The sequence below is a fragment of the Enterococcus sp. 125944 genome, assembly GCF_051909435.1.
Classification (GTDB): Bacteria; Bacillota; Bacilli; order Lactobacillales; family Enterococcaceae; genus Enterococcus_D; species Enterococcus_D gallinarum.
The window spans coordinates 16,987-42,524 of record NZ_JBQASY010000008.1 but is presented as its reverse complement, the minus strand read 5'-3'; the positions used below and the strand labels follow the sequence as shown (position 1 = coordinate 42,524).

At 34.4% G+C, this 25,538-nt stretch carries 26 protein-coding genes; 7 read left to right on the top strand and 19 right to left on the bottom strand.

Annotation, left to right across the window (positions count from 1 at the left end; genetic code table 11):
• Nucleotides 1-3: 3 nt before the first annotated feature.
• The 6 genes from ACTFWY_RS08695 to ACTFWY_RS08670 all read right to left on the bottom strand — a co-directional run bounded on the left by ACTFWY_RS08695 (nt 4) and on the right by ACTFWY_RS08670 (nt 7,260).
• Nucleotides 4-1,377 (bottom strand): recombinase family protein, encoded by a 1,374-nt coding sequence (locus ACTFWY_RS08695; protein WP_113821150.1) that lies wholly within the window; start codon nt 1,375-1,377, stop codon nt 4-6.
• Between the two features lie 15 nt (nt 1,378-1,392).
• Nucleotides 1,393-1,632, bottom strand: coding sequence for a hypothetical protein (locus ACTFWY_RS08690; protein ID WP_104776423.1), 240 nt, complete (start codon nt 1,630-1,632; stop codon nt 1,393-1,395).
• A gap of 178 nt (nt 1,633-1,810) precedes the next feature.
• Nucleotides 1,811-3,457, bottom strand: coding sequence for a DUF927 domain-containing protein (locus ACTFWY_RS08685; protein WP_104661359.1), 1,647 nt, complete (start codon nt 3,455-3,457; stop codon nt 1,811-1,813).
• 147 nt (nt 3,458-3,604) lie between these two features.
• Entirely contained in the window at nt 3,605-4,642 is a 1,038-nt protein-coding gene (locus ACTFWY_RS08680) for a hypothetical protein (protein ID WP_002334288.1), read from the bottom strand.
• 528 nt (nt 4,643-5,170) lie between these two features.
• Nucleotides 5,171-5,776, bottom strand: coding sequence for a protein adenylyltransferase Fic (fic, locus tag ACTFWY_RS08675; RefSeq protein ID WP_104880783.1), 606 nt, complete (start codon nt 5,774-5,776; stop codon nt 5,171-5,173).
• A 590-nt stretch (nt 5,777-6,366) separates the two neighbouring features.
• On the bottom strand, nt 6,367-7,260 hold the full coding sequence (locus tag ACTFWY_RS08670; protein WP_002334083.1) for a DUF4767 domain-containing protein: 894 nt from the start codon (nt 7,258-7,260) through the stop codon (nt 6,367-6,369).
• Nucleotides 7,261-7,596: 336 nt separating this feature from the next.
• Here ACTFWY_RS08670 and dfrG point away from each other — a divergent pair, with 336 nt between their 5' ends.
• On the top strand, nt 7,597-8,094 hold the full coding sequence (gene dfrG / locus ACTFWY_RS08665) for a trimethoprim-resistant dihydrofolate reductase DfrG (protein WP_000868795.1): 498 nt from the start codon (nt 7,597-7,599) through the stop codon (nt 8,092-8,094).
• Between the two features lie 71 nt (nt 8,095-8,165).
• Here the strand turns inward: dfrG and ACTFWY_RS08660 are convergent, their stop codons facing one another.
• On the bottom strand, nt 8,166-10,118 hold the full coding sequence (locus ACTFWY_RS08660; protein ID WP_000163792.1) for a hypothetical protein: 1,953 nt from the start codon (nt 10,116-10,118) through the stop codon (nt 8,166-8,168).
• Nucleotides 10,119-10,124: 6 nt separating this feature from the next.
• Nucleotides 10,125-10,409: a hypothetical protein gene (locus ACTFWY_RS08655; RefSeq protein ID WP_000922261.1), complete on the bottom strand. Its 285-nt coding sequence runs from the start codon at nt 10,407-10,409 to the stop codon at nt 10,125-10,127.
• A gap of 817 nt (nt 10,410-11,226) precedes the next feature.
• Here ACTFWY_RS08655 and ACTFWY_RS08650 point away from each other — a divergent pair.
• The 3 genes from ACTFWY_RS08650 (at nt 11,227) to ACTFWY_RS08640 (ending at nt 13,744) form a co-directional block, all read left to right on the top strand.
• Nucleotides 11,227-11,499: a THUMP domain-containing protein gene (locus ACTFWY_RS08650; RefSeq protein WP_439926842.1), complete on the top strand. Its 273-nt coding sequence runs from the start codon at nt 11,227-11,229 to the stop codon at nt 11,497-11,499.
• Nucleotides 11,489-12,253 (top strand): TRM11 family SAM-dependent methyltransferase, encoded by a 765-nt coding sequence (locus ACTFWY_RS08645; protein WP_439926843.1) that lies wholly within the window; start codon nt 11,489-11,491, stop codon nt 12,251-12,253. The genes ACTFWY_RS08650 and ACTFWY_RS08645 overlap by 11 nt, the downstream gene beginning before the upstream one ends.
• Nucleotides 12,254-12,403: 150 nt before the next feature.
• The gene (locus ACTFWY_RS08640; RefSeq protein ID WP_010721601.1) at nt 12,404-13,744 is read left to right on the top strand and encodes an ISL3 family transposase; all 1,341 of its coding nucleotides are present in this window, start codon (nt 12,404-12,406) and stop codon (nt 13,742-13,744) included.
• Between the two features lie 30 nt (nt 13,745-13,774).
• On the opposite strand, the gene ACTFWY_RS08635 is transcribed toward ACTFWY_RS08640, so the two are convergent.
• The 5 genes from ACTFWY_RS08635 to ACTFWY_RS08615 all read right to left on the bottom strand — a co-directional run bounded on the left by ACTFWY_RS08635 (nt 13,775) and on the right by ACTFWY_RS08615 (nt 16,463).
• Entirely contained in the window at nt 13,775-14,665 is an 891-nt protein-coding gene (locus ACTFWY_RS08635; protein ID WP_002324319.1) for an EcsC family protein, read from the bottom strand.
• Nucleotides 14,658-14,954, bottom strand: coding sequence for a hypothetical protein (locus tag ACTFWY_RS08630; RefSeq protein ID WP_002324318.1), 297 nt, complete (start codon nt 14,952-14,954; stop codon nt 14,658-14,660). The genes ACTFWY_RS08635 and ACTFWY_RS08630 overlap by 8 nt, the downstream gene beginning before the upstream one ends.
• A gap of 155 nt (nt 14,955-15,109) precedes the next feature.
• Nucleotides 15,110-15,655 carry a DUF1643 domain-containing protein gene (locus ACTFWY_RS08625; protein ID WP_194180726.1) on the bottom strand — a complete coding sequence of 182 codons (546 nt, stop codon included), beginning with the start codon at nt 15,653-15,655 and terminating at the stop codon, nt 15,110-15,112.
• 173 nt (nt 15,656-15,828) lie between these two features.
• On the bottom strand, nt 15,829-16,128 hold the full coding sequence (locus ACTFWY_RS08620) for a 4'-phosphopantetheinyl transferase (RefSeq protein WP_126133828.1): 300 nt from the start codon (nt 16,126-16,128) through the stop codon (nt 15,829-15,831).
• Between the two features lie 26 nt (nt 16,129-16,154).
• A complete protein-coding gene (locus ACTFWY_RS08615) occupies nt 16,155-16,463 on the bottom strand; it encodes a DUF960 domain-containing protein (protein ID WP_126134422.1) in 309 nt (102 codons plus the stop codon).
• A 204-nt stretch (nt 16,464-16,667) separates the two neighbouring features.
• Between ACTFWY_RS08615 and ACTFWY_RS08610 the strand changes: the two genes are divergently transcribed.
• Nucleotides 16,668-18,485: an AAA family ATPase gene (locus tag ACTFWY_RS08610; protein ID WP_129150262.1), complete on the top strand. Its 1,818-nt coding sequence runs from the start codon at nt 16,668-16,670 to the stop codon at nt 18,483-18,485.
• A gap of 663 nt (nt 18,486-19,148) precedes the next feature.
• Here ACTFWY_RS08610 and ACTFWY_RS08605 read toward each other — a convergent pair.
• Both ACTFWY_RS08605 and rlmH read right to left on the bottom strand, forming a co-directional pair.
• Nucleotides 19,149-19,913: a hypothetical protein gene (locus ACTFWY_RS08605; protein ID WP_129150264.1), complete on the bottom strand. Its 765-nt coding sequence runs from the start codon at nt 19,911-19,913 to the stop codon at nt 19,149-19,151.
• 36 nt (nt 19,914-19,949) lie between these two features.
• Nucleotides 19,950-20,429, bottom strand: a complete 480-nt coding sequence (gene rlmH, locus ACTFWY_RS08600) for a 23S rRNA (pseudouridine(1915)-N(3))-methyltransferase RlmH (RefSeq protein WP_081131541.1) — start codon at nt 20,427-20,429, stop codon at nt 19,950-19,952.
• A 279-nt stretch (nt 20,430-20,708) separates the two neighbouring features.
• Between rlmH and ACTFWY_RS08595 the strand changes: the two genes are divergently transcribed.
• Nucleotides 20,709-22,016, top strand: coding sequence for a S1C family serine protease (locus tag ACTFWY_RS08595; RefSeq protein ID WP_060814535.1), 1,308 nt, complete (start codon nt 20,709-20,711; stop codon nt 22,014-22,016).
• A gap of 54 nt (nt 22,017-22,070) precedes the next feature.
• On the opposite strand, the gene ytpR is transcribed toward ACTFWY_RS08595, so the two are convergent.
• The 4 genes from ytpR to pepA all read right to left on the bottom strand — a co-directional run bounded on the left by ytpR (nt 22,071) and on the right by pepA (nt 24,976).
• Nucleotides 22,071-22,682, bottom strand: coding sequence for a YtpR family tRNA-binding protein (gene ytpR / locus ACTFWY_RS08590; RefSeq protein ID WP_439926844.1), 612 nt, complete (start codon nt 22,680-22,682; stop codon nt 22,071-22,073).
• 211 nt (nt 22,683-22,893) lie between these two features.
• Nucleotides 22,894-23,349, bottom strand: coding sequence for a universal stress protein (locus ACTFWY_RS08585; protein WP_005470736.1), 456 nt, complete (start codon nt 23,347-23,349; stop codon nt 22,894-22,896).
• An 18-nt stretch (nt 23,350-23,367) separates the two neighbouring features.
• Nucleotides 23,368-23,682, bottom strand: a complete 315-nt coding sequence (locus ACTFWY_RS08580) for a thioredoxin family protein (RefSeq protein ID WP_003125825.1) — start codon at nt 23,680-23,682, stop codon at nt 23,368-23,370.
• Between the two features lie 217 nt (nt 23,683-23,899).
• A complete protein-coding gene (pepA, locus tag ACTFWY_RS08575) occupies nt 23,900-24,976 on the bottom strand; it encodes a glutamyl aminopeptidase (RefSeq protein WP_003125824.1) in 1,077 nt (358 codons plus the stop codon).
• Between the two features lie 193 nt (nt 24,977-25,169).
• Between pepA and ACTFWY_RS08570 the strand changes: the two genes are divergently transcribed.
• Nucleotides 25,170-25,514, top strand: coding sequence for a PepSY domain-containing protein (locus ACTFWY_RS08570; RefSeq protein WP_003125823.1), 345 nt, complete (start codon nt 25,170-25,172; stop codon nt 25,512-25,514).
• The last annotated feature ends 24 nt before the right edge of the window (nt 25,515-25,538 follow it).

Below are 25,538 nucleotides of genomic sequence, written 5' to 3'. Positions count from 1 at the left end.
AGATCATTCGTTCCCTTCTAAAATATTTTGTGTCAGTTGTCGGAAGTAAATCCCACAGACTGTTTTTTCCTTTGTTACCTCGATCCGACAAACATGGTCACATAACAATTGTCGACTAGAGAGGTCTTTTAGTTGAAGCCATTCTTTCACTTTTGCTTCACACTGTTGAAGTGAAAGAAACGAAGAAGTAGACCTCGGCTTTTGAAGAGCTTGCAGCTGTTGCTTGAGTTCTTCCAGTGAACAATTGCCCTCTTCAAATGCCTTGAGCCATTGTGCTTCTTGTTTCTTTTGTTGGATTACTTTGTGTTTTTCATCTTTTCGCTTTTCGGCTAACTGTTGCGTCAATTGGGCAATCAAAGCTTGATAGACGCCTTCGTGTTGAAAAAAAGCCTGTATCTTTTCCAATACTTCTGACTCAACCCTTTCTGCCCGAAGAAAGATTCCTTGGCAGCTTCGGTCGGTACAATGATAATAATGAAGCGTCTTCGTCTTCTTTGTATTCCATTGATACTTCGAACTCAGATGACGACCACAGAAGGGACACCGAATTTTTTGACGTAATAAGTACGGATACGTATCTTTTTTAGCTGTACACCTTGATTGGCGAATCTCTTGGGCTTGGAAAAAGATTGTTTTCGAGAGAATCGGTTCAAAGGTTCCTAGATACTTCCCCAAAGATCCTCCTTTGATTTCGCCATAGTACAATGGATTTTTTAGGATACTATAAATATGATAGGGCTGAAAAGGACGTTCACGGAAGAAGAACTTTTGTTGCGTCAATCGTTGACAAAGCTTTTTGTAGCCATATTTTTTAGTCAAATAAAGTTGAAAGATATGGCGGACAACTTTTGCTTCGTGTGCTTCTTGTTGGATTTTCCCATTCACTAAACGATACCCATATGGAACCGCAGAAGACAAATATTGCCGTTGTTGCTTTTTATAGGCAAGTCCGGCACGAACATTCTCAATAATGACGTTTCGTTGTTGTTCTGCAAAAGTGAACAATAATTGCACAAATAGTTTATTCGTTGACGCGTGCGAGAAAGAAGCAGGAAGAGGTTCAGAAATCGAATACACTTGAACCTGATGTTGTTGGCACAACTCAATAAATTCTAAGGCTATTTTGGCTTGACGTGCCAATCGATCATAACGCCAGACATAGATCACCCCCTCTTCTTCTGACGCACAAACCCAAGCTCTAAGCTGTCGAAAAGCTGGACGATCCGCTTTTCCCCCTGATTCTCCCTTGTCTGAAAATCGTTGGGGAATTTGTTCGTATTTCTCTAAAACATACTCTTTCACTGCATCATATTGAGCGTCATTACTAATTTTCGCTTCTTCATAAACAGACGTTCGATCATAACAAGCCACACGCATGCTTGATTCCCCTCTCTATGAATGAACTAAATACCATTTTTTCACAACTCTTCCATTGAACGAACGTTGCACAAAGTGATTTTCTAAATATCCTTCGTTCTTCAACGCTTGAAGAGTACCTCCAATAGATCCAGCAGATACCCCTCTTATTTCGAAAGCCAAGTAAATTGGTTGTGTAAAAAAGGCTTGATTTGAAAAATGTTCTTGAATATACAGAAGAACCTCTGCTTTTAGTGTCATTTTATTTTTAGTCATTAGAATTTTCCTTTCTTTCATGTTTGATTGAATGAAGTAAATGAAGCATAGATCAAGCTTCATTTACTTCCGTTTGGATTTGCTCGCTATCATACAAATAAGTAATCAGTTGCTGTGAGAGCATTGTTAAAAACTCCTGCAATAAGATCCCCTCTTTCTAAGTTATTTTAATTTGTAACTATAAATCTAACTTAATTCGAAACGAAGCATATTTCCCTCCATTAGACCGAAGATAGAGACGATCTTTCTCGCAACCAACTAACAGACCTCTTTTCTTCATTTCTTTCAAAATACTTCTTTCAGACGGAAGATTTAAAGATGTTAACATTGTTTTGAATTGTTGCTCTGTCATACGAACTCGGTAATATTTATTCTCCATTTTGTCTATTTTTCCTAATACTACTTGATGGCCATTGCGTAAACATCCATTTATCTTAAACTGTGTTTGCATACTCTCGATATACCCCCTAATTAATGGATAAGCAACCATTAAAATATCTAACTTGAGAGCTTCTCGCTTTAACAGCTCTGTTAATTTAAGTGTTATTTGATCGATAGATATATTAAAATCCAACTCGTTCAATATCTCGCCAATAAAAAGAACTACTGAAAACCTCAAAATTATACGTTGTACTTTGGAATTTTCAATCGGAACTTCCTTAAGCAAATACTGGGAATAGAATTGGATTCTTTCTACAATCTGAGAAATGTCCATCTGTTGAAGATGCTGTGCTAATTTTTTGGCTAAAAATCCATAATTGGTACTAGCCATCCTCTTAATTGCTTGTGAATGAGTAACAGATTGAGTCAAAGTTAGATCTGTCAATTGTAAAAGTCGAACGAAACTACCACTTTGGTTTCCTTTCCCCAACGGTGCTTCACCAGTAGAAAAAATTACGACCTTGAATGTGTCAGTTTCTTGCAATTCACTAGCAGAATTCAAACGAAATTTATCAACAGAATTTGCTATACGATAAATAAAATTAGTATAATCTAAATTTTGGCTAGCTGCTGAATCATCCAATCCGACTAACACTCCTTGTAAGTTCCCCAATTTAGTTAAAGCATTTATAGTAGAAGAATGTGAGCGAAATAAGCCCTTAGGTTCGGTGATAGTTGGACTACTATACATGCTGATCAATAACATCAAAGTTGTAGTTTTTCCGCTACTCGAATCACCATAAAGATGGAGAACAAACGGTTCTAAATCTAATTGTTCGGCTACAGGTGTATATCCAATAACAACTGGACACAAACCAAATAGTACCAATAACTCTAAATCTAAGTTTCCTCGAATATATTGACAATAATCAGCATACCAAGCTTCATAACTTCCTTTTTGTTTTAAGTGAAATAAAGGATTTTCGATGCAATATAACTGTCTTTCACTTTGAAGTAAATAATGCCATTTTTCTCCCACTCTTTGCCAACCAATCGTTTTAGAAATGATTCCTAAACTACTTTCCTCGATTTGTCGTGCTAAATAATCTTGTAAATCGCTCCAGTATTTTGGTAAAATAGGCAATCCCATAGCCATTAATTTCTTTGGAGAATGGTTCATTATTTCTTCGTAAGGAAGGGTTATCGAATGATATCTTTCCCTGCGACAAAATTTGACTTCCACTTTTATCAAGCCAGTTTCTAAATCACACAACTCTTGATCAATCCAAATTGGTTGTTTCGCTATGACTCGATTTTCAACTTTCACTCCTTCTTTAGATAAATAATAACAGTCATATAAAAAGCCTTTTCCATTTATAAGAGCTTCCTTTATTGAAGAATAGGTTTTGGGAGTACCCCTACTACTTGTTTGTATTCTTCTCATTTTTGAATTACCTCCTTTTTATTGTTATAGCAGGAGTATAAATCTATTATTACTGTGCTGCGATAACGTTAGGTCATTCTCACTCTACACCTGAGTATCTTGACAAAAAATAAAAAGTATGCTTATCAAAAAAGATAAGCATACTTTTTATAAACTATCTCGTTTCTTTTCAAAATTTTCTTGATAAATAGAATCCATTAATTCAATAGAAGCTAAGAAATCTCTCTTCATGTAATAGTCTTCTATCAATTGTTTTATAATAGGAGTTTCCCAACTACGTGGACGATCAAGTTCTATAATATTTCTAGTAATTTTTTTCCACCTATCCAATCCCTTTTGGTGATAATTTGGATAGTTTACTTTTGAAGAAGGTGGGGTAAGCCTGAATTCTACCCAATATTTCTCTTCAACTTCCATAATAATTTCTTTGGTCTGAGACTCTACTTTTATATCAAATAATCTAGTAAAATATTCCATTGCTAATATATAGTATTTTTTTGATGGCAATTTGCATATCTCAGCAATAGATTTTTCTAATTTTTCTAGTGCATATAAGTCAAAACCATATTTTTTTTCATCTTCCAATTTATCTTTTATCATTCTAATTTTTTTACTCGCCTGGTGAAATATATCATCAATTAACTCTTTAAAATTTCCAGCAGAGTTTAAGTAATAATTCGCAAAAGCACAAGTTGTATCTAAACAAATCTCATGGTAAATTACTTCTTTTTGAATTTCCCTTGCCATTTGTGGATGATATTCTTCCTTTTCAAAAAATACACCTGTTACTCTATGCCTTAATTCATGATTTTTGAAAAATTCAAATGCTCCCTTATCTTTTGGATTTTTCTTACTTTGAGCGTTATAGATATCAATAATTCGAGAATGAAGCAATAAAATATATAAACAAAAAGTCAATATTTTTTCTTTAACATCCTCTTTATTCTCGCCAAGTTCCTTTTCCAAAATGAGGTTATCTAGTTTTTTTCCTTTATCTATATACAACCAATCCCACATTTCTTTCAAATGATTTTGTAGCTGAGTATCTTTGTTCACATCTTTCTCTGCAAAATTATATGTTGTAACATAAAAGTTTTTCTTTCCATCATAGAGTGTTGGATCGACTGTACTTTTAGACACATAAAACTGATTTTTTATAGCATTTTCTTTAATTCTTTTTTCCATTTCTATACTTCCTTTCTTTTTTATTATTGTATCAAAAAATAAATACTATAAAAATGCCCCGTTTCCCCGTTAAAATTCAAAGAAGATTCTTTTTTATTAAGATTAAAAAACTATGTATTTTATTATTTGTTTATCTTTTAAATTTAACGGGAAAACGGGGGACTTTTACTTAATATGGACACATAGAAAGTATGACAAATTTTCTATGTGTCCTGCATTAATTCCGTTTTATATACTTTAGTGAAATAAATAATCCTTTTCTAAGTACCAAAGTACCTAAAGTGGCAATTTTTTATTTCACTTTACTTTTCTCACTCATTTTTTATCAAATATATTTTGGTCACTTTGGGTACTTTAGGTACTACATATTTTTATCATAAAACAAAAAAGAATTCATATGTTATTTATATACCTATTTTGAAAAACAAAGACTCATAGAAAGTCCTTCATACTTTCTATGAGTCTCTATGTTAGCTCTTTTCTTATTGTAAGAATAATTGTGTAGAAATACATTAAAACTAAACAGATTTATAGATCATCAATTGTATACTCTGAATACCCCTCATAAAAATAACTTACATCAATTCCTTTCATAAATAGTTGACGATCATAAATTTGTTCTGTTAGTGCTTGAGAAAGTAAATGACTAATTTCTAAATCGTTGATTGGACTACGTTCCATAGCAGATAAATAGTCTTCCTTATCTACTAAATTCCAATCAATTACCTTTTGCAGTTCTTTCTTTAACATAAGATCCAACCAAATCCGCATACTTCGCCCATTTCCTTCTCGAAAAGGATGGGCAATATTCATTTCAACATATTTCTCAATAATTTCTTTGTACGTACTTTGAGGCATTTTATCAATATACTGTAAAGAAGTTTCTAAGTACATTAATGGGGCAAAACGAAAATTCCCCTTCGCCAAATTCACTGTTCGAATTTCTCCTGCAAAATTATAAATATCTGAAAACAAATAAAAATGAATCGTTGCTAAGCCCTTAAATGTTCCAACCTCTATTTCATTTATTTTTCCACTATCATATAAATGTTTTGCTTTTTGTTTACTTATTCGTTCCTCTGCCTTCGCAAGAGCTATTTGATTGGTTATTCCTAATTTATTTTCCAATACCAAGAGAATCACCTCATTCATATATTAAGTCACTAAATCATTGACACTCAAATTCTTTCTACAGTACATAAACTCTATTTTCTAAAATATTCTCTTGAATACTTTCTTAACTATTCTATTATATCAAAAAGTCAAGTAAAACAGGAAATCATAGAAAGTTTGTCATACTTTCTATGATTCCTGCATTAATTCCGTTTTATATACTTTAGTGAAACAAATAGACAAAAACAAGCTCTTCTTAGTACCAAAGTACCTAAAGTGACAATCTTTTATTTCATTTTACTTTTCTCACTCATTTTTTATCAACTATCTTTTGGTCACTTTGGGGACTTCTAGTACTGTATTGGTTTTCAATTAAATATCTCATTCAAAAGAATGCTTGTGCTCTTTCAATTATCGTTCCTATTATTTTTATGTATATTAGTTAAAAAGTCATTTAATACATTCTTTCTCCCTCTTTATAGATAAAACTGATTCTTAAAAAGCTTATGGTGCTTTTTAAGAATCAGTTATTACTTGATGATGTATAACTCTAATTATTGAACCGTGTTAGAATGATGAATCATCCTAAAAGCCTCGTCCATTTGTAACTCTTATTTCAAATTAGGGTATTTTTCTAATAGATTCATCGCACTTTGTGCTAGTTGTGCATTGGTCGCATTACCTACGAAAGAATCAAGTATTTCTTCATCTGGAATTGAGTTTAATACCTCTTCATTAAATCCTTGATTTTGTTTTAATATTTCCCTAATTGCTTGTGCTCTTTCATGTGAACTTGGCATAGCTGAATCAGTTGTTGCTTGTTGAGTAGATTCTTCTACTACTGGAGTTTGAGGAGTTTGTCCATTCACAATATCACTGAAACCTTGTTTTAATTGTTGATTTTGAGTTTCGTTAAAGTACAGATAATTATTTTCATTACCTTGATTTTGTTGCGTTAAATAAACTTTAGGTTGTCCATTTTGAAAACCGAAAAAGTAAACATGCTGCCCTAAATATTCCCCAGTTTCTACATCAGAATAAACTGCTACTAAATTGAAATCTGCTTGACCAGTTCCATCTTCTGACCATTGTACGGTAACTGGTGCTTCATTGATTGCCATTTTCCAATTGCCATTAATCACGGCTTGTGGTAAAGGAGTGCCATACAGACTTACATTGTTCTGAGGATTGTAGCTTTTATATTCTTGCCCTAATGTCTTTCCCCATTGTGGGACAAAAGTTGCTAGTTGAGATGCTTTATTTGTATCCCATAATTCTTGTTTTATTTGAGAATCACTCGTATCTGAACTCGTTGCCTTACTAGACTCTGTTGTGTTAGTTTCTAGAGTAGTTGTTTCTATTTCTTTTGTAGAAGATTCCTTTCTTGTTGTTTCAGTTTCATGAGTTGTTGAATCCACTTGTTTCTTTTGTTCATTTTGAGAGACAGTAGAACATCCTCCAAGTAAAAGAATCGTGCCTAATAGGAATAATCGTTTTGCTTTCATCCTGTTTCTTCTCCTAATAATAAATTTGAATTCATTCAAGAAAAAGAACCACTCGTATAAGTTAAGTAGTTCAGTTTTGGAGTACAAAATGACAAAATGTACTTCAAAATGGACTACTTTTTTCATTTTAACTTACATACCAAATTACATACAAAATGATTTATAAAATGCAATTGAAAATGATAATTGAATGAAAATTTGTGATTTTGTGGTATTATGATAATATAACTTATAGAAAAAATTGCTTATTCAACTAACGGGCAGGATAATGAGAAAAGGTTTTTTGATAGAAATAAGAAATTAGATGGTAAATTAGTTAAAAAGGCTGTGTTATAAATGAAAGTTTCTTTGATTGCTGCGATGGATAAGAATAGAGTGATTGGCAAAGAGAATGACATTCCTTGGAGGATTCCCAAGGACTGGGAATATGTTAAAAATACTACAAAGGGACATCCGATAATATTAGGTAGGAAGAACCTTGAATCAATCGGAAGAGCCTTACCTGACAGAAGAAATATTATTCTGACGAGAGATAAGGGGTTTACCTTTAATGGTTGTGAAATTGTTCATTCAATAGAAGATGTTTTTGAGTTATGTAAAAACGAAGAAGAAATTTTTATTTTCGGAGGAGAACAGATTTATAATTTGTTTTTCCCTTATGTTGAGAAAATGTACATCACAAAAATACATCATGAATTCGAAGGAGATACTTTTTTTCCAGAAGTGAATTATGAGGAATGGAATGAGGTATTTGCCCAAAAAGGGATAAAGAATGATAAAAATCCGTATAACTACTATTTTCATGTATATGAAAGAAAAAACTTATTGAGTTAACGGGTGCGTTAATTGAAGAAGAACAGTAAAGATAAAGCACAAGAGCTTGGGATTACTCCAAGCTCTTTTTGTCATTTGAAATAAATTATATCTTTCCAATCAAATTGTTTATCTGTAATCCCTAATCTTTGAGCAGGTGTCAAAACCTTTTTATCCGCTGATTTAAAAGGGCGACAAAAGTTGTAGTAAGTTCTTAGAATTGTAATCGCAAATTGAGCATACTTCGGATTGAAGTTAGCGTAAATATAGCTCTTCTTATCACCACGAGCTGTTGTTAATGGTCTTTCAAGAGATGATATATAACGTCTTATCTGTTGAATAAAGCTATTGGTCGAATGGTCATTAACATTTAATAGCATCTTTGCGATTTCGTTTGGTTCCAGAGCAGATAAATCCGTTCTACAATCAACTGAATAAAATCCTTTATCCTTAGTGGCTAATGGATGTTTGATAGGGTTATCGGCATATTTGCGATATCTTTCTCCATCTTTACTAATAGCCTCTTCGTGGAATTGATGACTTGTTAGTAATTCAGTTAGATAATGAGATGCCAAAGTCCGTAGAAACTTTGTTTTGAATCCTCTGATATCTCCCCAATCGAGCAGTTCTGCTTTTGCTTGTCCGAATTCTTTTAAGCATTGTTTTCTGCTTTTCGTCTTGTTAACTTGGCAAATAAAATGATGTGCATCGCTCAACCTTAATTCTTTCGTGAATACTCTATAAAAGGCGTTTCTAATAGAGAAGTCATCATCACTAATCATTCGCCATTCGTCGGCATTAACCATTTGTTTAATTAACCAATAGTGAGCAGTTGTAGTATAAGGAGCATCAACATTTAAACCATCGACAAATCTACTCCTATTAGTAATTTTCCCTAATTCGTGAAGATAAGCATTCCTATTTTCGCTATCGTTAGCGGATGGTTCTTGTGGATAATAAGACCAATCTAACCTATCATTTTTACGACTAAAAGTATTGAGATGGTCTTCTTTGAATTTTCTTGTATCTTCATTTAATTCATCCATTGAAATATTCCAATCATAGGCAACATCAGAACGGAACACATATCTTGATAAGACCTCAGCAGATACAACTATATACGTTTGCATATTAAGGTCTTCAAACCCCGTATATTTCTTTGAACCTTGTCCTTTCTTACGGACGTTATTTAGGTAGTAGTGCATCTTGTCCGTATTAAGCCACATCTCGTTAAATTTCTTTGTTTGAAGGGGTTGTGTCTCATATCGTTCTAAAAACTCCAAACAACGCCTATACAGCCACTCCAGCTTATGATAGTAGGTTCCAACTCCAATTCCTAAAATATCACAAGTACGACTGACTGAAACCCTTCCAACAACCATCTTAGCGAACATTGGAAGAATGGTGTTCTTTTGTTGGTGATAAGTAGTGGTTTCTTCTCTTTTTGGTAGAACATTAGTGAACTTCTTACACGCCTTACATTGATAGCGTTGAGATTTGCCCCTACTTTTCCCCCTTTTGTAAAATTGCTTCGGCTCATTGAATGGGGTTGATTCTTCTTCCGAGCAGCCTTCTTTATGAAATTGATAATCTGGCTCAACATCTTGGATGCTATTGATTTCTATAAGGCGTTTAATTTCTTCAACAACAGACCAATTAGATAAAGGGGTTACTGTACAGTTTTGCGATACACCTCTGCCAATAGGATTGTCATTGCAGTACATACCTTTATGACCTTTATCTTTGGAACTACCAGTCATTTTATATCGACTTGGTTTCCCTTTTACATCTTTGAATTTGTGCTGTTCTTTCCCAAAATTACAACAAAACGGATTGATGCAGTAATTATATTGAATGGGATATTCAGAACCGTTCCATTTAAAAGACGTTGGCAAGAACAACATTTTGTTATACCTTGTTGCAAATCGTTTTGGAGTTAATAAATCATATTGTTTAGCCCTATCTTTTAATTCTTCGTTTGAAATCGGAATTTTAACATCTACAATTTCATCTTCCTTCGTGGCTAATCTTTTAAGCTTGGTCATTGTCTATCAACCCACTCTATCTTTGATACCCATTTTTTCAACAATCCGCTTATTACTTCGCTTGTTGGCAATCCATTCAATAAACTTCTTATCGTCTAAAATGTTCAATAAGAATTCATCCACTGCTTCGCTTTCAGTACGCTCTGCATATTCAGCGTATTGCTTAACTATCACCCTTACTTGCTCTGATATTTCCCAATCCACAGACTTAGCGTTCTTATTTTTTGGCTCAAGAAATTGCATAGGAAAATGCACCCCTTTTTGCTTAGTAAATTGTAACCATTTTAACACACCAATTTGCATTCCTACAATAATTATTTCACGTTCGCATTTTTATATACATTTTAACTTACATTTTGTGGTGTAAATTAACAACAAACGTTGATTTAACAATAAAAAACGAGTATCAAATTCAGTTGCAATTTGATACTCATTTAGGTTTACATTTTCACTTTTTGTACTCCAAAACTGAACTACTTACGTATAAGTGGTTGCTTTTTCTAAATAATTATTTCTGGGTATTCGGATTATCGTGTGGAAAAAATTTATAGTTAATTGTTGTTTATACAACCGTAAATCGGATAATTGTGTGGAAAATTATTTTTTACAACCTTATGACAAATAACTAAACGCTATTTAAACAATTCTCCACATGCTTAAAATAAGTGGGTAATTTAAAATAATTGTATCAGTAAATTCTATTTCCTTTTAAAAGGTTGGTATAATCCTAGGGTAAACTTACAGCAGTTCATGCTATAAATTATACAAATAGCTTGCGTTATCGAGAAGAAAAATAAATACTGTAAATTATTGATTTTTAAAATCCGATGTTTTAAGATAATAGTAATATTAAATGATAATCACAAATTGAATAACAATGATACTTGAAAAAACCCCTTGATAGATGGGGTTAATTTGTCGTGTGCATTTCAAGTATCAGTAGTCAATGAACTTAATCATCATAATGCCGTTAAATATACTGTCTGCACTCACGTGTAAAAGCAGTTTATAAATAAGGTTTATAAAAGGTCGTGATGAATCTTAAGGTGGTTCATTCACGGCTTTTTTGTGTTCTTAAAACGGCGTTCAAAAAAGTGGAGGCGTAAGTATGACTCTTTATTTTGCGAGCGTATTGTCTGGATTAGAATACGTTTTATCAAATGAAATTAACAACAAGGTGAGTGATTCTGAAATAATTCAAATAAATAGAGGGAAGGTTTTCTTTACCACAGCTGAGTCTTTTACATGCTTAAGTTCTTTAAGGTCAGCAGATAACTTGTTTCAAGTTATTGATCAATTTCAAATCGGTCCACATAAAAAGCACTTATCTCAGGTAAGCGAGCGAATATCCCAGTTGGATTTAGAATTTATTGGATCATAAAGATTTATTTTGGGTAAATGCAAGCCGTAAAGGAAAACAAACCTATAGTCGCTTTGAATTAGCAAAAAAAGCAATGGAGGGTATTAATAAGCGTTACCCTGATTGGAACATTGGAACGTCTCAAAATCATCAGATAGAATTCAGACTCGACATTGAACATCATAATGTGATTTTTTCACTTCGGCTTACAGATGCGACGTTTCGTTTTCGAAATCAGACACGACGGTTCTCTCGTGCATCATTACTTCCTTCTGTGGCTCATGCGATGGTGTGGTTGTCAGATCCTGAATCGAAAGATGTTTTCGTAGACTTTTGTTGTGGTTCAGGCACAATTTTGTCTGAACGAGCCACATACCCTGCAAATCAGATAATTGGTGGAGATATATCTGAAGCAGTCACAAAGATAGCCAAAAGTAATCTCGATGATTCGAAGGTGCAAGTTAATGTTTGGGATGCACGGAAATTGCCTTTTTCTACTGGCTGTGTCGATAAAATTGTTACTAATCTTCCATTTGGAAGACAAATTTCCCCTGACGAGGACTTAGAATTGTTCAATCACCATATTATGATTGAAGTATGTAGAGTCTTGAAGCCAAATGGGAGAGCCGTTATTTTGTCTGAGAGTGTCAATCAATTGTTTTGGGAAGCAAAACGATTAGGCCTTTTTTGTCTGGAATCTTATCCTTTGAGTTTGAAGGGCGTGAATCCTACCTTGTTTGTGTTTGAAAAACAAGATGGACTTAGAAGGAAGTAGCAGAATGATTCATTCAAAGTAAAAGCAGATAGTAGTCAAGTAGTGAATATACTCAATCATTTGTTTGTTGATAATGTGTTGAAAGTTGTGTACAGAATGGTATCGATTTAAAGGTAATTTCAAAAAGAGAAATTATAATAAGGAGTAACAATGTTAACCAATATGCTTAACCTTTCAAATTTTAAAATTCTTGATATGCAAGAAAGTGAGAACGATTATCGTTTTTTGGTAGAGCCTAAGTCTCCACCTCCTACCCGTTGTCAAAAATGCGGTACTATTGCAAACCTCTATAAACACGGTAAAAAACGACAACTATTTTTCGACTTGCCTATGCATGCAAAACGTGTGGGAATTTACGTGAAGCGTCAAAGGTATAAGTGTAGAGATTGTAATGAAACTTTTTTTGAAAAACTTCCAGATTTGGATGATGCTCGCTCAGTTACAAAAAGACTAAATAATTTTATTCAAGAAGTCAGTCTTGAAAAGACATTCACAAGCGTTGCAGAAGAGATAGGCGTTGATGAAAAGACGGTACGAAATATCTTCAATGACTATGTTGCCGAACTTGAATCTCAAACAGACCTTAGAACTCCTAAATGGCTTGGTATTGATGAAGTCCATTTACTTAAAAACTATCGTTGCGTCATTACAGATGTTAAAAACAAGTCGGTAATTGATATTTTACGAAAACGTAATAAAGATACGGTTATCAGTTACCTATCAAAACTACAAGATATTGATAAAATTGAACTTGTAGCAATGGATATGTGGAATCCTTATAAAAGTGCTGTTAATACAGTGATACCACATGCCAAAATCGTAATTGACAAGTTTCATGTTGTTAAATTAGCCAATGAAGCCTTAGAGAAAATCCGAAAAGCTAACCGTCAAAATGTTACAGCCAAAGAACGTAAACAACTTATGAGAGATCGTTACGTGCTTCTTACAAGGAGTAAAGACTTAATAGACTTTGATGACCAGATAAAGCTACAAGTATGGACTCAAAACTTTCCATTGCTTGGACAGGCTTATGAACTCAAAGAGCAATTCTTTGACATCTATGAAGTCGAATCAATCAACGATGCCTATAAACTCTATCAAAATTGGCTTTCAAATGTACCTAAAGAATTAATGACTTACTTTGAGGATTTGATTAAGGCTATGAATAATTGGGAAGAAGAAATATTCAACTATTTCAACACTCCCATTACAAACGCTTATACGGAATCCCTGAATCGTTTAATCAAGACAATGAACCATGTTGGTCGTGGTTACTCTTTTGAAGCCCTTAGAGCAAAGATTTTGTTTACTCAAGGCTATCGTAAAGTTAAAAAGAAAAAGAAATTCAAAGAAGTTGAAGTTACTTTCGGAAAAATGTTACCTGATCAATTCCCAAATTGGTCACAAACTGGTTATGAATGGGTGTATGAAGAAATTTATGGTGCCGAATTTTCCACATTGACTAAGGCTATGGAAGAGGGTACTTTTTAACCCTCTTTCCACACTATTTTCCGATTACCCTTATTTCTTTAACAGCTCTTGCTTCAATTGTTGAAACTCTTCTTCTGTAATCATATTCGTTTCCAACAAATGAGAAAGTCTTTCTAATTGAGAAAGAACTGTATCAGAAGACGCGATATCAGAAGATACTTCTTCAAATTCACCTTCTAAAATATCTAAATCTTGTTGGAGACTTTCTTCTGTATACGCTACATTTTTTCCTAACTCTGTTTGAAGCTTTGTTGCCATTGGTTTCATAGACAAGTAATTGATGCCTCCTGAAACAACGCCTCCCACAACTGGTACTGCTTTAGAAATACCTTTCGCGAAGGTATTTTTAGTTAACTTTGTACCAAAAATACCTAGTACTCGTTTGATTACTGGATAATACAACGTTTGTGTCAATGCTTTTTGAGGAATCTTTTTCAATGCTTGTGTAGATAACTTTCCAGACATCGCTCGTACGGCAGAACCTGCAGAAGTTACTCCAAGCATAATTCCCAAATACAATATCAGCGTATTCTTTGCTTCTTCACTGAGCTCTCCATTCTCTCCCATTAAATCCTTAAATCCATAAATGTACGAAATTTCCTGTGCTAATCGTAATGAATAACCAAAGAACTGAAGGAGATCCGCTGGAATAGTTGCTGCCATAGCGATACCTCCTGGGAGTCCAGTTGCTAACGATACCGCACTTGATTTCAAGGTAATCGATTGAATACATTTTTGTGCTTCACGATCTAGCATTTCTTTGGATAAAAATGCTTGTGGTCCCTTTTCTATGAGTCCTTCAATATCAGAAACTTTTCCTTGAAATGTTTGAATCAAAAATGCTCGACGATCAACTTTGACCATTGGTAATTTGAATGCTTCTTCTATGATTCTCAAACCTACTGTTTCTTCATTAGCCATGTACATGTTGCTCCTTTTGTTGTTGTCTGATAATACTTTGAATCCATCTCGTTGAAAAACCATACCGATCCGTTAATTTCCTAGAATCAATGGAATGGTTTTCTTGTACCATTGTTTCAATTTTTTGAGCGACTAATTCTCGGTCATACATTTTCATTGGGAACGATAACTGTTGCCCACGAAAAGCAATATAAAACTGATAAAGTAAATCCGTGTCTAGTCCTTTTTCCTCAAAAAATTCATAGATACTTTTATACGAACTCGTCAAACATTCCCCATCTACTTTCACTTGCTCACCTCCATTTCCTCTGACATTTTAAAAATATCATATTGATTCCTTCATTGATAATGCATATAACAAGAGGTTTTACAAGTTGTTTAGTCTGTAAAAGAACAAGTAAAATAACAGAAAAAGAAACATATACATTGAATACTTATTTTCGTTTATTGAAATAACAAAGAATGATCTGCCAATTGCCATTCATTACGAACATGAATACTTAATGGATGGGATAACTTGCCTTCTGCATTTATCAATACTTTGGTCATCTTTTTTTGTTTCGCACTCAATTGATCGTAAATGGTCTTCGCTTGTTCATAAGCCACTTGACTCGTCGCTGTAATCGAACCACAAGCAAAAATAATGGTATTGATTTTCTTTTCTGTAAAAACAGTCGTTAATATTTCCAAAGATTGTTCATCATTTCCTCGAAGAAATACCCGAGGACTTTTCGCTTTTGTGTACGAAAAAAGATTCACAGCAATAAAACCAGTAAATCCTAATTGTCGGATATTCTTTTCGATTAATAACATACTCAAATCATTCGTAAATGGTTCTGTATCTGTTGGACGAATGGTAATGACTACCGCTAATTTTTCTTTCTCTTCTTTTCCTTTGATCGCCCATTGTCGTTTGAAAACATAGCGATGGGTATGATGAGGATCTCGCCAAACTTCTGTTTGTGTGGTCACTAATTCTTTTTCAATCATCTCTTTTTCTCCTATGCTAATTTTTGTTCAAGCACTTCAATTACCATTGCCGTTATAAGTGTCAATACTAGTTGAAAATATTTCATATTCTTTCTCCTTTTTTCTTCAGAATTTGATGAATCGCTGTAAGGATATCTTCTAAACATTTCGCAATCATTCTCAAATAATCGATCTTATTCATTCGTTCCTCCAATCTGACTCCAAACCAATCGTCCTTCTACCAGTAACCCACGAACAAATTCTCGCTGGCTGGTAATATCTGTAATGAAATAAACCACATAGTCTTTCCCATCTTCTGGTGCGCAATAAATATAAAGATGTGTCATCACTAAACGTGGTAGATGGATAGCTTCAGGAAGCATACCCATTTCAATTTCCTCTTTTTCCATCGTAACAGATTCATAGCCCCACTCTTCAGGAGTAGTGACTAGCTGTGCACACTTCTCCAGTACTTCGATAGCCTTTTCTAACAAGTTATTTCGCTCCTTTCTTTTAGATACTAGTATTCTTCTGGTAATAACATCGTTTGATACTCACCCGAATCAATAACCCATATTTTTTGAGACACTGAGTTCAAACGAAGCTTAGGTGAAATCAGATACTCTTTTCTTTCTTCCGGTTCTTCTTGACGATGAACCAACTTTTGATTTCCTTTTTCTATAGAAAATTCAAAGATTTGAAGATAGTCTAAAGGAAGTTGCTTTTGAACCTTTTGATCGATTAGGTTCCAACATAAAGCTTGTAATTCCACTGGCAAACTGTCCATTACTCCCTTTGTGACATAACGTTGTCCTTTATTTTGAAACATTTCTTTTCCCTCCTTTGCCATAAAAAATAGCCCAATCTTCTATAAAGAAGATTGGACTTCATGGATATAATATATAGACAAAATTTGGTTTATTTCTCTATTTTCTATATATAAAATAATTTAAGAAAAAATAATCACAACGATAGTTTACAAATTCACAATAAATGACATAATAAATACATAAAACTAATGTGGAGGATAAAAATGAAACTAGTACAGTTAATTGTAAAAAATTTTAGAGGATATTCGAAGGAAACTAAACTTAACGTAGATGAGCTAACTGCTTTAATTGGAAAAAATGACGCAGGAAAATCAACATTATTAGAAGCTATGGAAATTTTTTTCAACAATAAAAAGATTGCTTGTGAAAAAGAAGATTTGTCAATTGAATGCGATGAAAAGAAAGATAATATTGAAATCTCTTGCTTGTTTTCTCATTATCCGACTAAATTAACCATTGACTCAGGGTCTGAAACCACTTTAAAAAAAGAATATTTGTTAAATAAAGATGGTTTGTTGCATATAAAAAAAATTTTTAATTGTAAAAATGCTAAACCTAAAGAAGAAATATATATAGTTTGTAATCATCCAACTAAATCTGGATATGATAATCTTTTGCTATTAAAACAAACTGATTTACGCAAAAAAGTACAAGCATTAAATATTAGCGAAGAAAAATATGATGCACGAAACAATGCGTCTATGCGAAAAGCTATTTGGCAATCCTGTACGAATTTAGAATTGGAAGAAACCGAACTAATTGCTAATAAAGAAGACTCGAAAAAAATTTATGAAGCACTTGAAACCTACTTACCAACTTTTGCATTATTTCAATCAGACCGGAAAAGTAGTGATAGTGATAACGAAATAACTGATCCGATGAAAATTGCTATTTCTAAAGCTTTAATGGGCTTAGAGAAAGAAATAAATATAATAAAAAAAGAAGTACAGGAAAAGGCAATTGAATCCGCAAAAATAACTTTAGAAAAATTAAAAGAAATGGATCCAACTTTATCTGATTCTTTAATACCTGAATTTAAATCAGAACCTAAATTCGATTCTCTTTTCAAGTTAACCATCCGCTCTGATATGGGCATTTCCATTAATAAGCGCGGAAGTGGTGTTAGAAGATTAATTCTTTTAAATTTTTTTCGAGCTGAAGCAGAAAGAAAATTAACAGAAAATGATCGAAAAAATAATATCATTTATGCTTTTGAAGAACCCGAAACCTCACAGCATCCTACACATCAAAGAATGTTACTTGAATCATTTATTGAATTATCAAAAAAAGAAAATTGTCAGATTTTGATTACTACACACACACCGGCTTTAGGAGAACTATTACCATTAAAAAGTCTAAGATTAATCACAAAAAATGATCAAAATATTAGTGTTATTGAACAGGAAAATGAAGATATCTACAAAAAAGTAGCTAAAACATTAGGAGTACTTTCTGAATCAATTCCTAAAAATGCAAAAGGTGTATTGTTAGTGGAAGGTAAAGCAGATATAGTTTTTTTTGAACATTTAACTACCGTTTTAAAAAAACATGGTCTTATTGAAAAAAACTTTGAGGAGCTCGGAATTGTAATAATGCCTGTTGGTGGTTGCAATAATTTAAAAGATTGGGTAACACGTAAATTAATTGAACAGATAGGCTTAAAATATGCTGTATTTCTTGATTCAGACAGAAAAAACGAAAATGAATGTACTAAAAATGTGAAAACTGTGTCAGATTTAAACAACTCAAACATATTGGCTTTCACTACAAAAAAACGAGAAATTGAAAATTACCTTCACCCTAGTTTATTTAATAATGAAATCGTGATTTCTGATTTCAATGATGTAAAACATGAAGCTAAAACATACGACGATAAAATTGGAAGAAAAGTATTAGAACATTGTTGGCCTAAAATGTCTTTCGAGCAAATTCGAGATAGAGAAAAATATGTGAATGAACTAGGTGATATAAAATATGAACTAACAGAAATTGTATCAGAAATTATAAATTATTTTACTTAATCACTCTATGAAAAATTTAAATGGGGCATCAATACATCTCCCTTGCTTATTATGATGAACCAGTATCACAATCAATATTAGTTATTCATTATTTTACATTCCAACCACGAAAGATTACTTCAGAAGTGATTAAACAATTAAATCGTGTAACACCAATTGATGTGATAAATCTAGCTAATCATTAAGAACATGTAAAAAACTTTTTTGACCACACACATACTTCAAGGAAGATAGAGCCCACGCAGAAACTAACAGAATACCGATGACTTAAATTAGTATATGAATAACTTTAATGTATTCTCAGTTTTATTTGCTGATTTAGAAAATACAATTGATATAGTTTAATTATTAATCATAATAAGCAGATTAGTATTAAAATTTTTCGTGTCCTAATTACTGTTTGTTCTCTGGATCGTTATTTATTATTCCAGTTATGAAACTACTAAACCTTTTTATAAAACTCATTAAAAAGATCGCTAAAATCATATAACACCTAAAAAAATTAGTCTTTTATAGAGTGGAGAAATCCACTCTTTTTTACACAAAAATTTCCTATTAGACTATAGTCAATTAATAGAATTATTCTTGTATTTAGCTTTATTAAATACTCTATATAAAAGCTCACTAATTGCATCTATTTTTATAGATGGTATTATTTTATCTTTAAATTCGACTCCAATATTCTGTCAATTTAGCACCAAAATTAGAGCTGATTGCATACTTATATGGTAATAGCGTCTGAACATTAGGAATGTTATCAATTTTTATTATTTCTACATTGGTATTTGTTAGAAAAATTACGTATTGAATTTTATCTTTAAATTTGTATAACCAATCAAGAAGTTCCTTATCCCTAGATAATCGGTAGCTATCTAATATCTCTTGTCTTCCTAAATCTCCAGCATACAATCCATTTACACCTTCTAAACTCAATTCTGCCATTGATAACGCACCATCATCGGCATAATCAATCAAAAAAATTCCAATATTTTCTTCTGGGTCATATTTTTCTAAACTTTTAATATGATTGACAAAATTTTTTTTAAAAGAATTAATTAAATCTTTATAAGAATGTTCTGGATATAGAAATTCATTCTTAACTTTTTGTGTTTTCGATGATAAATTCTTTCTTATTTTTCTACTTTTACTTTCAAATTTTGACTTTTCTATCTTATGAATAGCCCCTTTTTTACCTTCACTAGAAGATGTAACAGCAAAATGTTCTAAAAATCCTTTCCTACAGATAAAATCAGGAAATTTATTGGAACTTGGATTAGGTTCTATTATTTTTAATAATTCTTTAAATTCTTCAATATCAGGTACACTAAGACCAAAATAACATTGATAATCATTTTGTCTAATCACTTCTTTTACTCGTTCTAAAGATCTTTCTTCTATTTTATTTTGGGTTATTTCATTGTTACTCATCTATATAACTCTCCTTACAACATATTATAAATATCATCATTTATGGTACGGAGCGCCTGTATTGATGCGAAAAGCACGATAGATTTGTTCGACTAGAATCAGTTTCATTAACTGATGGGGATAGGTCATTTTGCCGAAAGAGATTTGGGTGTCGCTGCGCTGCATCACTTCTTGGCTGAGACCTAAGGAGCCGCCGATTACGAAGACTAGTTGGCTTTTGCCTTGGATTCCTAATTGCTCGATCTGCTGGGCAAAAGCTTCACTGGTGGGATTTTTGCCTTCAATCGCTAATGCAAAGACGTATTCCTGGTCTTTGATCTTTGCCAAGATTTTCTTACCTTCTTTTTCTTTCACTTGAAGCATTTCAGCTTCACTCATGCTTTCTGGAGCTTTTTCATCAGGAACTTCCACGAATTGGATTTTGCAATAAGCGCCTAATCGTTTCACGTATTCATTGATTCCTTGAATCAGATATTTCTCTTTTAATTTGCCTACTGTGACGATTTTAATATTCATAACCACTCACCTTCCGCTATCATTATAATGGAATTTCTTTTCAGAATATATGTCGCGTACCAATTTTTTCTTCTATAGTACCATTGGTACCACGAATCGTTTCAAGTGACTCTTTTCTTACTAAAAAAATGATTGGTAGTCTAAAAAAAGAAATTTCATTGTTTTGGTCTAAATCCTCCCTATCTTCTTCATATTTTTTTCAAAATCTCTTAGTAGACTATTGTCAGAAAGAAAGAATATAATAAATACATACAAACAATTCAATAGGGGGAATAACAAATGGTACGAAAAAATGTGACACCAGGAAGAAAACCTTCTTCCGGTTTATTAAAAAAATTAGGTATTGGCATTCTTGGCGGAGTAGTTGGTGGTTTGTTGACCTTCGGCGGACTTTATCTGGCGATGGGCTCTTCTTTGACTTCACCTGGAACGACTGCAACCAGCGGTGTTCAAGATAACAATGGACAAACGAAAGTCTCCAATGTTAAATATGATGTCAACAGCGATGTAACAAAAGCAGTCGAAAAAGTGCAAGGAGCAGTCGTTTCGATCATCAACTTGCAACAAAATAATGCGAATGGCCTCGAAGGGTTATTTGGCTCTGGTCAGCAAGGTGGTCAAGGATCAGGGACTGAGAATTCAGGCGATGACAGTTCACTAGAAGCTTCTTCTGAAGGAAGTGGCGTGATTTATAAAGTAGATGGTGACAAAGCGTATATCGTTACGAATAACCACGTAGTAGAAGGACAAGATGGTTTGGAAGTCGTTCTCTCTGATGGCACAAAAGTCAAAGCTGAATTAGTCGGAACAGACGCTTACACTGACCTTGCTGTTTTACGCATCTCTTCTGATAAAGTAGACACGGTTGCTTCTTTTGGCGATTCTGATTCACTAAAAGTTGGCGAACCAGCAATTGCGATTGGTTCTCCATTAGGATCTAGCTTTGCAAATTCTGTAACGCAAGGGATTGTTTCTTCTCTGAATCGTCAAGTAACGAATCAAAATGAATCTGGTGAAGCAGTCAGCATCAATGCGATTCAAACAGATGCAGCGATCAACCCAGGAAACTCTGGTGGTCCACTGATCAACGTTGAAGGACAAGTGATCGGAATCAACTCTAGCAAGATCGCTAGCACTTCTGAATCAACATCAAGTGTCAGCGTAGAAGGAATGGGCTTCGCGATCCCAAGTAACGACGTTGTCGATATTATCAACCAATTAGAAAAAGACGGCAAAGTTGTTCGTCCAGCATTGGGTATTCGAACAATCAACTTAAGCTCAATCACTTCGCAACAACAAGAACAAATCTTGAAAGTACCATCTTCTGTCACTGACGGAGTAGTCGTATACTCAGTAAATAACGCGACACCAGCTGAACAAGCAGGATTGAAACAATACGATGTCATCACGAAAATCGATGATACCGACATCAGCACAACCACAGATCTACAATCTGCACTGTACAAGCACAAAGTCGGTGATACGATCACAGTGACGTTCTACCGCGGCAAAGAAGAAAAAACAGCCAAAGTCGTTCTATCTGTAGATACTTCGATCAATGAACAATCGACTGACAGCAGCAACTAAATTCAAGTCAAAAAAAGATCTGCCACACAAACAGGACGTGGCAGATCTTTTTTATTATTTTCCAACTGGAAAAGCTTCACCAACAACGGCATCTTGTGGTAATTCAAGAATTCCTTTTTTCAATGGTGCATTTGCTAAGTGCAGTTCACGAGCAGAACAGATCATGCCGTAGCTATCGACGCCACGAAGCGTTCCTGGCCAGATCAATAACCCATCCGGCATCATTGCCCCTGGTTTAGCAACAACGACTTTCAAGCCTTTGCGAATATTGGCAGCACCACAAACGATTTGCAGGACCTCGCCTTCTCCGACTTCTGTTTCCGTTACAGATAAATGATCACTATCTGGATGTGGTTCACATGTTTTGACATAACCCACAACGATTTTCGGCTCTAAATCAATTGCCAATTGCTCCGTAAAGCCAGCTTCTGTGATCAATCGGTTCAAAGTTTCCACTTGTTGTTTCGTCAAAACAACTTGCCCGTTTGCTTCAATGGCAACTGTATCAGAAATGTGAAAGAAGTTCCAACCTACGATCGTACCTTCTTCATTTTTGATTTGAGCGACATTTCCTTTTCGTTCAGCCGTTTGTTCCAGCCCTTTATCATCTGCTGTGATCACGATCAAAGTATCGCCCACATATTCTTTGTTGTATGAAAAAATCACTTGTCTTCCTCCTCTTACTTATTCCGCCCATAATCTTAACAAATTTTTGTCTGTTCGTCATGGGAATTTTCTCAGTTTACAATCGCTGCACTTCCCAATCCATAAAAAAACTGCGACAGAAATCAGACCAACAGGCAGCTAGTGAATGAAAAAGCACTCGCTTGCTCTTTTTTCCTGTCTCTGTATCTTCTGTCACAGCTTTGTCTTTTGCTTATTCTTCGCTAGGAGAGACAACCAACACATCACATTTCGCTTCGCGAATAATATAACTCGCTACACTCCCGGTGATAAACCGCTCAACTGCATTCAGTCCGGATTGGCCTACCATGATCAAATCAATCCCATATTTTTCTGGTAACTGTTTGGCCATTGCTTCTTTCGCAGAGCCGTAAGCAATGATCCCTTCGATCAAATCAAAATTAACGGATTTACCATATTGTTTACAGGATTCGATTAATTCTTGGGCAGTATCCTTTTCCTGCTCAATGATCGTTGTATCTAAAGGAGCATATCCCATCATCGTGGGGATCTGCTGATCGATGATATTCGCTACATAGACTTTCCCCTGATTGCGTCGTGCCACTTCAACTGCTTTTTTGAACGCTTCATTGGCTTGGTCGGAGCCATCGACACCTACTAAAATATTTTGATATCTTTGCCCACTCATGTTTTTCACCTCGAAAGTTTAATTTAGACTTGATAAGAAAGATTCGATTTCTGCTTTTGTTTTTCGATCTTTGTTGACTAAACGACCAAGTTCTTTGCCGTCTTCGATCACTACAAGACTTGGAATTCCAAAGATATTCCATTCAACAGCCACATCCATATAAGCATCACGATCAACTTCAACAAATTGAAATTCAGGGAAATCTGCTTCGATCTCAGGCAATTGCGGTTTAATATAACGGCAATCCCCACACCAGTCTGCTGTAAAAAAGAAGACATTCTTTCCTTTTTCGACATATGTTGCCAATTCTTCTAAATTTTTTGGAACAATCACACGCTCACCACTTTCTTTTCTCTAATCAAATTATACACCTTTTAAAACAGGGAACCAACTCACAAGCAAAAGAGCTGTGAACACGCCCATGCTAGTCACTGAAAACAGCACCCTAGTTGTCCCATTTCCTGATTATCGTAAACAGTTACAATAACAGATCAAAAATTGAACCAAATAGGTCTGATCTAGCGTTGAGTCGTATCACAGCTCTTAATTTTTATTTTCCTTCTACAATTGTAGCAACTGTTGATTTATCCAAACCTTTCAAGACTTGGATCACCATTTCTCTCGCAGCATCAAAGTCAGCGATGCTGAATAGTGTTTGATGGGTATGGATATAACGTCCTGGTACACCAATCACAGAACTTGGAATTCCTTCATTGGCCATATGAGCTGCACCAGCATCCGTACCGCCTTTAGACACAAAGTATTGGTAAGGGATATTGTTTGTTTCTGCTGTGTCCAGCAAGAATTCTTTCATCCGAGGCAACATGATCATTCCTGGATCATAGATACGCATCAGTGTACCTTCACCTAAATGCCCAAAAGTCCCATTCTTCGTCACTGTATCATCAGCTGGTGAACAGTCAACAGCGAAGAATAGATCTGGTTGGAATTTCGTGACAGAAGGTTTTGAACCACGTAAGCCAACTTCTTCTTGCACGTTGGCACCAGCAATCAATGTGTGACCCAGTTGTTCTTCTTTCAATGCTTCCAATGCTTCTAATACAACCGTACAGCCATAACGATTATCCCAAGCTTTTGAAATAATGTTTTTGCCATTCGCTGTCTTGATTGTTTCTACTTGAGGTACGATGGTGTCACCTGGTCGTACGCCAAAACTTTCCGCTTCTTCTTTAGAATCAAAACCAGCATCGAACAGAATGTCCGTTACTTCTACTGCTTTTTGTCCAGCTGTTCCACGTAGTAAATGTGGGGGCACTGATGAAGAAATACATGGATAGTTGCCTTTCGCAGTTTTCAAAGTGAAGCGTTGTGCTGAAACGACATAAGGATTCCAACCGCCAAGAGGTGTCACTTTAAATAACCCGCGTTCGGTGATTTGTGTCAACATGAATCCAACTTCGTCCATATGAGCAGCTAGCATCACGCGTGGTGCATCTGCATCTGAATGATGACGTAATCCGAAGATCCCGCCAAGTCCATCTTGTTGGATTTCGTCCACTAATGGAGTCATCGCTTCCCGCATATAAGCCCGAACATCCTGTTCAAATCCACTAGTTCCTTGCAATTCTGTTAATTCTTTGATTCGTTGAAACGTTTTTTCTTCCATACTTTTTTCGGCTTGAATCGAAACAAGCCTTCCCTCCTCTTGCAAATCTATATTTATTATAACGCAAATTACTCATTCTGGTTCTTTTCTTATAGAAAAATTCTAAACTATGGTAAAATAATCTAAACAGACAAAAGGATTTCCGTTTATTCCTTAACAGGATAGGAGAAGTCTTCAAGGAGGCACAACATTTATGATCAATGAACGTCCATTCAATTATTTTAAAAACGGCCTGGCCATCGGCGTGGGTGTCGGTTTTGCAGGCGGGATCTTCTCGACATTATGGATGAAGAAAAAACAATCGATGAATGCAGATGACGTCCTCGATCAAATCAAAGCAGCATTTTTAAAAGAAGGTCCGATCGAAGGTTCCTGGATCAATTTTGAGAAGCAACCACTTCGTAAATTTGCAGTGACATCTCAAGGATATACCGGCGGTATTACTCGGACCGAAGACGGACAACTGATCACTTACGAATTTTTAGCAGATGCGAAAACAGGAACTGTTTTGGATATTCAACGATCGATCATTGATTAATACGCATTGCTATACAACAGACGC